Genomic DNA, 12308 nt, shown 5'->3' with positions numbered 1-12308 from the left:
CGCCGGCCAGGTGCGGCGCCATCGATAACAAAGAGAACAACAGAGGAGACATGGAATGAGCGATGACTATGGCGTATCCCGGCTGATTGCAAGAAGACGCGTGTTGCGGGCCGTCGCCTGTACGGGCGCGCTTTGCGCGGTGCCTGCGATGGGCCAGGCCAAGCAGCTCGTTCCGTTCTTCGGCAGGAGTTCGCGCACGCCGGTGCGCCTGGTGGTGCCGTTCGCCCCCGGAGGCTCCACGGACATCGTCGCGCGCCTGCTGGCCGCGCAGCTGCCGGCCTATCTGGGGCAGAGCGTGATCGTGGAGAACCGCCCAGGCGCAGGCGGCAATATCGGCGTGGCCTCGGTCGCCCGGGCGCAGGCGGACGGCGGCACGCTGCTGCTGGTGTCGTCCTCGTTCGTCACGAATCCTGCCATCGCCGCAGAACGGCCCGCCTACGATCCGGTGCGCGACTTCGCGCCGGTGAGCCTGGCGGTGAGTTCCCCGGACGTCATCGTGGTCCGCGCCGAAAGCCGCATGGCCACGCTCAAGGATCTGCTGGACGCTGCCGCCCGGGATCCCGGCACGCTCACGTACGCCACGCCGGGCAACGGCAACAGCGTGCATCTGGCTGCCGAACTGCTGTGGCGGCGCGCGGGTGTCAAGGCTTTGCACGTCCCGTACTCGGGCGCGGCGCCCGCAGTGCTGGCGGCGCTGGGAGGCCAGGTCGACTGCGCCTTTGCCGCGCTGCCCGCGGCGCAGGCGTTTCTCGCCGACGGCCGGCTCAGGGCCTTGGCCGTGGGCGGGGAAGAGCGCTGGCCGGCGCTTTCCGGCGTGCCGACGATCGCGCAAGCCGGCTTCGCCGATTTCCGCTCGGAAACCATGCAGGCGCTGTTCGCCCCGGCGGGCACGCCGGCCACCACGGTCGAACGCATCAACAAGGCGGTGGCCGAAGCGCTGGGCAAGGAGCCGGTGCGCAGGCAGCTCGACGGGCTCGGATTTCGCGTCATCGCCAGTTCTTCAGCGGCGCTGAAGGCCAGGGTGGCGCAGGAGGTCCCGCAATGGGCTGCCGTGGCGGCCCAGGCGGGAATAAGCGCCGACTGAAGCGCGGCACGCAAATTTCATTAGTCAGACTACAGGGTTGAATGTTTATGAGTCATGCCAATTCCTGCGCGGACACGCGCGCCGCCGGCGAACAGCGCGCCATACCCGCCACGCCGCAAGCATTGCTGCAAGCCGTTCTTGCGGCCAACCAGGCCACGGATCCGCGCACCCGCGAGGTTCTTGATTCCCTGATCCGCCACCTGCACGCGTTTGCGGCGGACGTGAAACTGAGCTACGAGGAACTGCACCAGGGCCTGGACTTCATGGTGCGAGTGGGCCAGGCCACCAATCCGCTGCGGCACGAAGGCATCCTGCTGGCCGACATCCTGGGCGTGGCCACGCTGGTCCTGTTGATGGACGCCGAGGGCGTGCTGGAGGCCGGCGGCACGGAGCCCGCGCTGATCGGGCCGTTCTGGCGCGCCAACCAGCCCGTACTCGAAAACGGTTCCAAGATCGCCACCGAGGATACGACTGGCGATCGGCTGCTGGTGACGGGGCGCATCTGCACGCTGGATGGCCAGCCGCTGGCCGGCGCGCGCCTGGAAACCTGGCAGGCCGCGCCCAGCGGCCTGTACGAAAACCAGGATCCCGAGCAGGAAGACATGAACCTGCGGGCCGTGTTCATGACTGACGCGGACGGCCGCTTCTGGTTCGACAGCGTCAAGCCCGCCGGCTACGGCGTGCCCATCGACGGCCCCTGCGGCGACCTGCTGGCGCTGCAGCAGCGCAACCACATGCGGCCCGCGCACCTGCACTTCATCGCCTCGGCGCCCGGCCACAAGGTGTTGACCACCCAGATCTTCGACGCCAACGACGCCTACGCGTATAGCGATGCGGCATTCGGCGCGGTGGGGTCGCTGCTGCGGAAGTTCGAAGCGACGGGCGACGGCACCTACCGCCTGGACGTGGAGCTCAAGCTCGAGCCGGGCGAAACGCGCATGCCCAAGCCGCCGCTTTCCTGATCCGGCTTTCCCCGCTTTCGACCTCAATCCCGGCGCGGCTTGCCGCGCCTTGGGCAGCCTTTGCCCGCAACAACCAGAACCAGAGACAGACATGAGCAAGAAAATCCAAGCCCTGCGCGTGATCGAACGCGTTTCCACCGTCGCCGAGCTGCGGCCGGCCCTGGTCGACATCTCCGTGCCGCAGGCGCCGGAAGGCCATGCCGTGGTCGAAGTCAGCGCGGCCGGGATCAATCCCAGCGACGTCAAGGCGGCGATGGGCATGATGCCTTACGCGATCTGGCCGCGCACGCCCGGACGCGACTACGCGGGCAAGGTGATAGCCGGACCCGCGGAATGGATGGGGCAGGAGGTGTGGGGCACGGGCGGCGACCTGGGCATTACGCGCGACGGGACCCACGCGCGCTACCTGGTGCTGCCTGTGGCCGCCTTGGTGCGCAGGCCTGCCCACATCGCCGCGGCCAGCGCCGCCATGGCGGGCGTGCCGTTTGTCACCGCCTATGAAGGGCTGCGCCGCGCCGGCCTGTCTGGCCCGGGCCAGACGGTGGTGGTGTTCGGCTCGAACGGCAAGGTCGGGCAGGCCGCCATCCAGCTGGCCAGCCGCGCCGGCGCCCGGGTGATCGGGGTGGAGCGCGGCGGCGAAGGCTACGTCGGCCATGCGGTTTCAGGCGTGTCGGTCATCGATGGCAGCCGCGACGGGATCGCCCAGCGTGTCATGGAGCTGACCAGCCAGACGGGCGCGGACATTGCCTACAACACGGTGGGCTCGCCGTACTTCGCCGCGGCGCTGGAATCGCTGAAGGTGGGCGGCCGGCAAATCGTCATTTCCACGCCAGACCGCAACGTGCCCTTCGACATCCAGGCCTTCTACCGCCGCGACCTCCAACTGATCGGCGTGGACAGCCTGAAGCTGGACTCGGCCCGCTGCGCGGCGGTGTTCCGCGAGCTGTTGCCCGGCTTCGAGGACGGCAGCCTGCAGTCCTTCCCGGTCAGTCCGGCCGCCGTGGTGCCGCTGGCGCAAGCCCGCGAGGCCTACATCAAGGTGCTGGAAGGCGCGCAGGACCGGCCCGTCCTCGCGCCCTGATCCGCGACCCGCTTTATCCGGCCGATCGCCTGTCCGTCATGGGCGATCGGCTTTTTTTCGCGCAGCAGAAGCATAAAAGGAGACAAACCATGACACTGCACCGCAGACATTTTCTTCAATACGCGACGGCCCTGGCCGGCGTCGTGGGGCTTAGCGCCACGTTGCAGGCCCAGCCGGACTATCCGGCGCGTCCCATCAGAATGGTGGTGCCGTTCACGGCGGGGTCGACCACCGACGTCATCGGCAGGACGGTGGCCGAGCAGCTGGAGAAGACGCTCGGTCAGCCGGTGGTGGTGGAGAACCGGCCGGGCGCAGGCGGCGTGTTGGGCGCCACCATGGTGGCGGGCGCCGCGGCCGATGGCTACACGGTGCTGGTGCATTCCGCCGCCCACGTGGCCAACCAGTCGCTCTACGCCAACCTCAAGTACGACACCCTCAAGGACTTCACGCCCGTGACCATGCTGGCCTCGATGCCGAACGTGATCGTGGCGTCGAACGCGCGCAACTTCAAGTCGCTGAAGGATCTGGTGGAGCGCGCCCGCGCCGAACCCGACCAATACACCTACGGCTCGTCCGGCAGCGGCAGCGGCGCGCACATCGCGGGCGAAAAGTTCAGGGCCGCGACCGGCATCCAGGCCATCCACGTGCCGTACCGCGGCACGCCGGAGGCGGTCAACGATGTGATCGCCGGGCGGGTCGACTGGTTCTTCCTGCCGCTGCCGCTGGCGCTGCCCATGGTCAAGGCCGGCAAGCTGACCGCGCTGGCGATCAGCGCCGACCACCGTTCGCCCGCGCTGCCGGACGTCCCCACGACGGCAGAGGCTGGCTACCGCGACGTGGACCAGCTGTTCTGGGTGGCCATGTTCGTGCCGGCCGCGACGCCGCCGGCGGTCCTGGCCAAGCTGCATGCCGGCACCGAACAGGCGCTCCGCTCGGACGCCACGCGCGAGCGCTTCGACAACCTGGGGGCTGAGCCCGCGCCCATGCCGCAGCAGCAATTCGCCGAGCTGATCGGCCGGGAAATGGAAAGCACCGGCAGCCTGATCCGCGGCGCCGGCATACGTGTCGGCAATTGAGCCGGGGGGCTGGGGGGAATATGTCAATAATTAGAGGAATCGGGCTGTTGGGAGCCTGTGCGCTGGCAGGGCCGGCGCTGGCGCAATCGTCGTCGCTGACGCTGTTCGGCCACATCGACTTGAACGTGACCAGCGCCACCGCGGGCAGCACGTCCAAGATCGGCATGGATCAGGGCGGCTACATGCTGCCCAGCCGCATCGGCATGCGCGGCACCGAGAACCTGGGCAACGGCAACTCGGTGGGATTCTGGCTGGAAGCGCCGATCCTGCCGAATAGCGGCGGGCCGCAGGGCCTGAACTGGACGCGGCGCTCGACCATCAGCCTCAGCAACGAGCGCTATGGTGAGCTGCGGTTGGGGCGGGACTACACCGCGGCGTTCTGGAACGTGTCCTCGTTCTCGCCCTTCGGCACCGTGGGCGTGGGCGGCAGCAGCAACATCATCAAGGGCTGGCCCTTGGGGATGGAGGGCGCCACCACGCTCTCGCGCGCCAGCAACATGGTGGCGTACTTCCTGCCGAAGAAACTCGGCGGGATCTATGGGCAGCTGAACTATGCGCGCGAAGAAGACCTGCGCGGCGCCGACTATGCCGGCGGGCGTCTGGGCTACCAGTCTGGTCCGCTCAACGTCGCCGCCGCGTACGGCAGGACCTCCATGGGCGGCGGCGAGCACTACGAAACCGCGACCCTGGGCGCCAGCTATGACTTCCGCGTGGTGAAGCTGTTTGCCAACTACCTGCGGCAGAAGATCGGGTCGGACAAGCAGCACGTGGCCCTGGCGGGCGCGTCGGTGCCTGTGGGCGGCGGCCACGTGAAGCTGTCGTACTCCCGTTCCACCCAGAGCGGGCAGTACGAAGGCGACGACGCCCAGCAGTTTGCGCTGGGCTACACCTACGCGCTCAGCAAGCGCACGGTGCTGTACACGGCGGCGTCCTTCATCAAGAACGAGGGCAATGCCGCCTTCGTGACCGGGGACGTCGCGCCGGAAGGCGTGCCGGGCGCGAACTCGAAGGGCTTCCAGGTCGGGATCAGCCACTCGTTCTGAGCGTGATGCGCTGCGGCCCCGCTCAGTGCGGGGCCGCAATTTTTTATTGGACCGCCTTGGCAGGCGCCGCCGGCAACACCCCGGAATCATGCACCGGCTTGCCGCCCAGCAGCGTGAGCACCGAATTGATGGCGTGGATCTGGTCCGCCGGCATCGTCAGGTAGGGCTGGTCCAGCACCGCCAGGTCGGCCAGCTTGCCGGCGTTCAGTTGCCCGCGGTCGTCTTCGTCGAATGCCAGCCAGGCGGCCTGGCGCGTGTAGAGCGCCAGCGCTTCCTCCCGCGTGAGCAAGGCGCCGGGCTCGCGCAGCACGGTGGCGCCGATGGCGCGTCCCTGCACGTGGTACTCCACGGCCTGCCAGACGCCAGCCACGCCGATGCGGGTCGAATCGGTGCCGCCCGCGACCGGCAGACCCAGGTCCAGCGCCGTGCGCACCGGCGGCGAATCCTGCTCCGCCCCCTTGGGATTGGCCTCGCGTATCGCCTCGCCCTCGAAGTACGGACCCATCTGCACCGTATAGGCCAGCCCCAAACGCGCCATGCGTTCCAGCGTGCGGCGCGAGCCGGTGTTCAGGTGGGCGATGGACCAGCGCAGCGGGCGCAGGTCGTGGTCGCGGCCGACTTCCTCGAACACGTCGAGGATGGCGCTGGCGGCATCGTCGGTGTAGGCGTGGATCTCCAGCGGGATGCGGCGTTCGGCCGCGTAGCGGGCGATGCGGGCGAGTTCCTGGCGCGCTTCGGCCGGCGGGTTGAATCCCGGGCCCATGCGCACGCCGTCGTTCATGGCGGATACCAGGTTTTCACCCAATCCCAGGAACGCGAGCTTGCCGTCGTCATGGCGCGGCGGACGGAAGACCATGATGTCGCGGAACCATTGCGCCTCGCCGCCCGCGCGCATGGCCGAGATCCGGTAACCCGCGCGCACGGTCAGTTCGCCACGGTCGCGCAGCGCGTAGAGCGGCTCGTAGGCTTCAGCGCCGCCGGCCGACGGATCGATGAAGCCCGTCAGCCCGCGCGCGTTCATGGCGCGCAGAAAGGCTTGCAGCCCGGCGGGGCGGTCGGCGGTATGGCTCAGGCGGGCGAACAGCGCGTTGAACGGGCCGATGCCGCCCAGCAGCCTGCCGGTGGCGCGGCCCTGCGCGTCGCGCTCGACCGTGATGCCGTGCAGTTCCGGCGGCTGCGGGCCGTCCAGGCCCAGGGCTTCGATGCCGCGGCTGTTGAGCAGGGCGTAGTCGTACAGGTATTGGACATAGGCGGGATGCCCGGGGACCGCCTGGTCCAGGTCGGCGCGGGTGGGCGCGCGGCGCTCGCGAAATTGCCGCGGATGCCAGGATCCGACCACCGCGACCCAATGGTCGCGCGGGCGTTGCGCGGCGTCGCGGGTTAACCGACCCAGCGCGTCTGCCAGGCTGGGCGCGTCGTACCAGTAGGTTTCGAACGCATAGGTCTGGCCGCCGCGGATGGCGTGGATATGCGTGTCGATGAGGCCGGGTATCACCGTGCGGCCCTGCAGGTCCAACTGGCGCGTGGCCGGTCCGACGTGTTGCTCGACATCGCCGTCCCCGCCCACCGCCACGATGCGTTCGCCCTGGATCGCGAGTGCAGTGGCGCGCGGCGCGGCGGGATCCATGGTGATGATCTGGCCGTTGCGCAGCACCAGGTCGGCGTCGCGGCTGTGGGCGGCGCAGGGCAGCGCGGCTGCCAATGCGAGGACGAGCGCCGTGGTTCTTCTCATGTGTAGTCTCCGGTCATCGAGGGGGGTCAGTAGCGCCATAGCGCTTCCAGGCCAAAAAAATGGACGGTTTCGGCGCGCCCCGTATCGCGGATGAAGCTTCCGGGCCGGAACACCGAGTAGGCGGCTTCGAAACTCAGGTGGCGCGACACTTCCCAGCCCAGCACCACGTCGGCCTGCGTGCCGATGTAGCGCGCGCGGCTGGCGCCGGCCGGGCGCAGCAGATTGCCGGCCACGCCGTACACGCCGTCCTGCAGGCTCTGGCGCCAGTAGAAGACCGCCGCGGTTCCCAGCGTCCAGCCGGAACCCAGGTCCAGCGTGAGCGAGGGATGCAGATTGATGAGGTTGGAAGGGCCGATCAGGCCCGCTTCGCCGAAGTACTTGCCCTTGGGAAAGAAGACGGCGAAGGTCTGGAGCTTGGGATCGTCCGGATTGCGGTCGCCGCTGATGATGTTGGCCTTCAGGCCTACGCGCGGCTGCAATGGCGTGCCGCGGAAGGTGTAGCTCACGTCGCTGGCGAGCGACCAGGCGCGCGCCGGCGCGCCGGCGAAGCTGCCGTATTGGTAGACCGCTTCCAGGTCCCAGCGCCAGGAGGCGTGCTGGCCGAAGTGGCGCGCGCCCAGCGCGTTGCGGGTTTCGGGGCCGCTGCCCTGGTTGTAGGTGGCCGAGTCGCTGGACAGCGACAGCAGGTAGGCATCCAGGCCGGTGTCGCCCAGGCCGCCGGGCGCGGACCAGGTGCCGTAGAGGCCGCCGAGCCGGCGCTGGGAGTCGGCGCGGTCGCTGAAATCGTCCGGATCGTTGCGCACCGGGCGCACCAGGAAACCGTCCACGCGCAGTTCCTGGCTCTGCCAACTGAGCGCGCCGCCGTCGAACGAGCGCAGCACGTTGGGACCGTAGCGCGCCGAGATCAGCCGTTCGCTGCCATAGGCCATGACCTGGCGGCCCGCGCGCGCGGTCCAGGTGCCCGCAGCGCCGGCAAGGGAGACGTCGACGAAAGCCTGCAGCACGTCGCTGCCGGTGTCGTCGGGCGGTCCGATGGAGCCGGTGTCGCGTTCGGCATGGGTCAGGTTCAACTGGCCGAAGGCGCGCACCTGCCGGCCCAGCTGCAGGTCGGCATAGGGCAGGAAACGGTACAGCTGGTAACCCTCGTCGGGTACGGCCGCGTCGCCGAATTCGTTGTTGCGGTAGCGCTCATAGCGGGCGCGCAGCTCGGCGCCCAGGGTCAGCGCGGAGGAATCGCCCAGCCGGATCCACTTGCCGGCTTCGCCCCAGGCGCCCGTGCGCTTGGTCGGGTCGTCCAGGTAGCTGTAGTCCTCGGTATAACGCCAGGGATCGATGGGCGGCAGCGCGGACCCGGCGGCCTGCGCGGCGCCGATTGCCAGCGCGGCCAGCGGGAGGATTGCGAGTCTGTGGAAGTTCAAGTTGCCTGGGCTGCAGCCGACGCGTGCAAGCGTCGACAGCGGTAGAAGTGACCAGGCGGCAAGATAGATTAAGGACAATGGCGTCGGTAGTCGCCATTTTTAGCCCTGGCTGTCCTGAAAACGGAACGCTGGGCTAGTCTTCCTGCAACTTCCCGAAGCGCTCCGCCAGATAATCCACCAAGGCCCTGACCGACGACAGCAGGCCGCGCCGCGACGGGAACACCGCATGTATCAGCTCGCGGCGCGGGGCCCAGTCAGGCAGCAGCCGGACCAGCTGTCCCGCCTGCAGCTGTTCGCGCACCATCATGGTGGGCAGTTGCACGACGCCCACGCCGGCCACCGCCGCGTTGCGCAAGGCGATCATGTCGGTGGTGATCATCCTGGGGGCAAGCGAGACGGTGGCCTGCTGGCCGTCCTGCTTGTACAGCTCCAGGCGATAGGCCTGGTTGGGCGAGCCCAGCGCCAGGCTGGGCCAGGCGCCCAGGTCGTCCGGGGTTGCGGGCTGGCCGCATTGGGCCGTCAGGCCCGGGCTGGCGATCAGGCTCTGGCCGCGGTCCGACAGCACGCGCATGACCAGTTCGCTGTCTTCCAGCGGAGGCGGGCGGACGCGGATCGCCACGTCCACGGCTTCACCCAGCACGTCGACCCGGCGGTTGGTGGCCTCCAACTGTATGACCACGCGCGGGTACTTGATCATGAAGTCGGCGAGCATGCCGCCCACATGGGTATGCAGCAGGGCGATCGGGCAGGTCAGCTTGACCACGCCGCGCGGCTCGACCTGGGCCGCGTCGATCACTTCCTGCGCGGCTTCCGCTTCGGCCAGCATGGCCTTGCAGCGCTCGTAGTAGGTCTGGCCTATGTCCGTGACCATGAAATGCCGGGTCGAGCGCTGGATGAGGCGCACGCCGAGGCGCTCTTCCAGCAGGGCCAGCCTGCGGCTGAGGCGGGACTTGGGCATGCCCAGCGCACGTCCCGCGGGGGCAAAGCCCTGGTGCTCGACGGTCTGCACGAAATAGAAAAGGTCGTTGAGATCCTGCATGGGCATCCCTTTGGTTCAAAAAATAGAACGCTGAAAGCAAAAAATCGGTCTTCCGACAATTTTGTTCTATTTTTAATATTTGTGCAGCCATAAGGCTTCTGATTCGGCCACAAGCCGTCGACCTTTCAAATTAGGAGTACACCATGTCCGCACCCGCCAACTTCAACGGCCAACGTCCTGTTATCGACGCCGACGACGCCGTCATGCTGCTGATCGATCATCAGAGCGGCCTGTTCCAGACCGTGGGCGACATGCCTATGCCGGAGCTGCGTGCCCGCGCTGGCGCCTTGGCGTCGATGGCCACGCTGGCCAAGATGCCCGTCATCACCACGGCTTCCGTGCCGCAAGGCCCGAATGGTCCGCTGATTCCCGAGATCCACGCCAACGCCCCGCATGCGCAATACATTGCGCGCAAGGGCGAGATCAACGCCTGGGACAACCCCGAATTCGTTGCCGCCGTGAAGGCCACCGGCCGCAAGACGCTCATCATCGCCGGCACCATCACCAGCGTGTGCATGGCGTTCCCGGCCATCAGCGCCGTCGCCGACGGCTACAAGGTGTTCGCGGTGATCGACGCCTCTGGCACGTACACCAAGATGGCCCAGGAAATCACGCTGGCGCGCGTGGTGCAGGCCGGCGTGGTGCCGATGGACACTGCCGCCGTGGCCTCGGAACTGCAGAAGACCTGGAACCGCGAAGACGCCATGCAGTGGGCCGAGGTCTACACCAAGGTGTTCCCGGCCTACCAGTTGCTGATCGAAAGCTACTCCAAGGCGCAGGAAGTGGTGAAGAACAACGAAGTCCTGGATTCGCAGCGCTGATCCGCTTCGATATAAGCGGAGGCCCGGGCCTCGCGGCCCGGATCAAGCCGCCACGCCATGCCGCTCGGCGATGCGCAGCAGCAAGGCTTCCAGTTCCTGGAGAATGGGCCGGTGGTCGTCCACCCGCCTGACCAGGGCAGAAGGCATGGCGGGCAGGTCGATCTCGACGAATGCGATCTCGGGCGTCGCGTAATAACTGGCGGCGCGCTTGGTCAGCATCAGCAGGCCTTCGCGCGTGTTCACGGCCGCGATGCCCTCGCGGATCGTGCGCACCACCGGGCCGTCGCCGATGGGCTTGCCCTTGGGCGTGTGGCGCGGAAAGTGGTAGTCCTGCCATTCCTGGTTGACCGATCCCGGCACCATGCGCACCAGCCGTTCCTCGGCCAGCAGCTCGGGGTCCAGCAGGGTCGCCGCGGCAAACGGGTGATCAAGCGGGACGCACAGCATGCGCTGGTCCCGCAACACGATGGGCCCATGGCACAGGCCGTCCGCGCCCAGCGGCAAACGGCAGAACGCAATGTCGACCGAGCCGTCGGCCACCGCCGCGTAGTGGGTGACGTAGGTCAGTTCCACGAACTCCAGCTCCACGTTGGGATGCGCGGCCTTGAATTCCGAGACCAGCGGGCGGTATAGCTCGTAGAAACCGCCGCCCAGGAAGCCGATGCGCAGATGGCGCGGCTTGCCCGCGGCCTGGCGCTTGCAGTCGTCCAGCGCGGCTTTCAGCATGACCACGGCCGGTCCCGCGCCCAGCTTCAGGGTTTCGCCCAACGGCGTAAGCGCGACGCGGCGGCTGCTGCGCTCGAACAAGGGGGCGCCCAGCGTCTTTTCCAACGCCTTGACCGCTTCCGATACGGATGACTGGCTCATGTGCAGCGCTTCCGCCGCGCGGCCGAAATGCAGCTTGTCCGCAACGGCCAGAAAACAATCGAATTGGCGTAGATCCATGGCTCCGGGGCACCTTCCGTGCGCGTAGTAGTCGTTCTTATATCAATCGGGATTAACGATTGATGGCTTGAATAATAGCGCTTGTTCGCGCCAGGCCCGATGGGCAGAATTCGACCTGTTCACACAAGCTTAGCTCATTGATGAGCGATAAGGAGACAGGCATGAGTTCATCTATGCCAGAACGATCAGGTCCAAAAGGATCGGCAGAACCGATTGAATTCCTGGTCGAAGGGGATCTGGTGCGCGGTACCTTCTACCGGCCCGAGCAGGCCAGCGGCCCGGTCGGCGCGGTCGCGCTCGCGCACGGCTGGTCCATGGTCGCCGGCGGGGACCTGGAAGAGTACGCGGCCGCTGTGGTGGCCCGGGGCCTGGCCGCGCTGACCTTCGACTTCCGCAATCTCGGCCGCAGCGAGGGCATGCCGCGCCAGGAGATCGATCCGCAGCGGCAGATCCAGGATTTCCGTTCGGCAATTTCCTATCTGCGCCAACGTCCGGAAGTCGACCGCGAGCGCATCGGCATCTGGGGCAGCAGCTACAGCGGCGGCCACGCGCTGACGGTGGCCGCCATCGACCGCCGCGTCAAGTGCGTGGTCAGCCAGGTTCCGACCACCAGCGGTTTCTCCGCGGCCCAACGGCGCGTGCGCTACGACAAGGCGCAGGCGCTGCAGGCCGCGTTCGAAGCCGACCGCGAGGCACGCGACGCGGGCCAGCCGCCTGCGATGCTGCGCATGGTCGATGCCGATCCCGACGCGCCAGTCGCCTATCCGGGCCCGGACTCCTACAACTACATGACGGGCGAAGCGCGCCGCTGCCCAAGCTGGGTCAATGAGGTCACGTTGCGGTCGCTGGAATTGGCCCGCGCCTATGAGCCCGGCATGTACGTGCGCCGCATCGCGCCTACGCCGCTCCTGATGATCATCGCCACCGGCGACGGCCTGACGCCTGCCGATCTGCAGCAGGACGCTTTCAACGCGGCGCATCAGCCCAAGGAGTTGCTGCTGCTGCCCGGCGGCCATTACTCGGTCTACACGGAACATTTCGAACGCACCAGCAACGCCGCGGCCAATTGGTTCGCGCGGCACCTCGGCCAAGACCAGCACGGATAAA

General features: G+C 67.8%; 11 protein-coding genes. 7 read left to right on the top strand and 4 right to left on the bottom strand.

All coding sequences use genetic code 11. From position 1 onward, the window contains the following. The first annotated feature begins 55 nt into the window (after positions 1-55). From DXK93_RS25075 to DXK93_RS25055, 5 genes are all read left to right on the top strand, one after another. Positions 56-1084: a tripartite tricarboxylate transporter substrate-binding protein gene (locus tag DXK93_RS25075; protein WP_119451493.1), complete on the top strand. Its 1029-nt coding sequence runs from the start codon at positions 56-58 to the stop codon at positions 1082-1084. A 47-nt stretch (positions 1085-1131) separates the two neighbouring features. Continuing rightward, entirely contained in the window at positions 1132-2046 is a 915-nt protein-coding gene (locus DXK93_RS25070; RefSeq protein WP_119451492.1) for a dioxygenase, read from the top strand. A 91-nt stretch (positions 2047-2137) separates the two neighbouring features. After that, entirely contained in the window at positions 2138-3127 is a 990-nt protein-coding gene (locus DXK93_RS25065) for a zinc-binding alcohol dehydrogenase family protein (RefSeq protein WP_119451491.1), read from the top strand. Between the two features lie 89 nt (positions 3128-3216). After that, the gene (locus tag DXK93_RS25060) at positions 3217-4203 is read left to right on the top strand and encodes a tripartite tricarboxylate transporter substrate binding protein (RefSeq protein ID WP_119451490.1); all 987 of its coding nucleotides are present in this window, start codon (positions 3217-3219) and stop codon (positions 4201-4203) included. Between the two features lie 20 nt (positions 4204-4223). After that, positions 4224-5246, top strand: coding sequence for a porin (locus DXK93_RS25055; protein ID WP_119451489.1), 1023 nt, complete (start codon positions 4224-4226; stop codon positions 5244-5246). Between the two features lie 43 nt (positions 5247-5289). Here the strand turns inward: DXK93_RS25055 and DXK93_RS25050 are convergent, their stop codons facing one another. From DXK93_RS25050 to DXK93_RS25040, 3 genes are all read right to left on the bottom strand, one after another. Next, the gene (locus DXK93_RS25050; protein ID WP_119451488.1) at positions 5290-6978 is read right to left on the bottom strand and encodes an amidohydrolase; all 1689 of its coding nucleotides are present in this window, start codon (positions 6976-6978) and stop codon (positions 5290-5292) included. A gap of 26 nt (positions 6979-7004) precedes the next feature. Further along, a complete protein-coding gene (locus tag DXK93_RS25045; RefSeq protein ID WP_158598576.1) occupies positions 7005-8396 on the bottom strand; it encodes an alginate export family protein in 1392 nt (463 codons plus the stop codon). Between the two features lie 133 nt (positions 8397-8529). Continuing rightward, positions 8530-9435, bottom strand: a complete 906-nt coding sequence (locus tag DXK93_RS25040; RefSeq protein ID WP_119451544.1) for a LysR family transcriptional regulator — start codon at positions 9433-9435, stop codon at positions 8530-8532. Between the two features lie 143 nt (positions 9436-9578). Here DXK93_RS25040 and DXK93_RS25035 point away from each other — a divergent pair, with 143 nt between their 5' ends. Further along, the gene (locus DXK93_RS25035; protein WP_054454449.1) at positions 9579-10256 is read left to right on the top strand and encodes a hydrolase; all 678 of its coding nucleotides are present in this window, start codon (positions 9579-9581) and stop codon (positions 10254-10256) included. 42 nt (positions 10257-10298) lie between these two features. On the opposite strand, the gene DXK93_RS25030 is transcribed toward DXK93_RS25035, so the two are convergent. After that, positions 10299-11201 (bottom strand): LysR family transcriptional regulator, encoded by a 903-nt coding sequence (locus tag DXK93_RS25030; protein ID WP_054454448.1) that lies wholly within the window; start codon positions 11199-11201, stop codon positions 10299-10301. A gap of 173 nt (positions 11202-11374) precedes the next feature. Here DXK93_RS25030 and DXK93_RS25025 point away from each other — a divergent pair, with 173 nt between their 5' ends. Then, positions 11375-12307 carry an alpha/beta hydrolase gene (locus DXK93_RS25025; RefSeq protein WP_370127603.1) on the top strand — a complete coding sequence of 311 codons (933 nt, stop codon included), beginning with the start codon at positions 11375-11377 and terminating at the stop codon, positions 12305-12307. The last annotated feature ends 1 nt before the right edge of the window (position 12308 follow it).

It is taken from the genome of Achromobacter sp. K91, assembly GCF_003576205.1.
GTDB classification, from domain to species: domain Bacteria; phylum Pseudomonadota; class Gammaproteobacteria; order Burkholderiales; family Burkholderiaceae_B; genus Achromobacter; species Achromobacter aegrifaciens.
The sequence above is the reverse complement of the archived record's forward strand: the minus strand, read 5'-3'. Positions and strand labels throughout refer to the sequence as shown.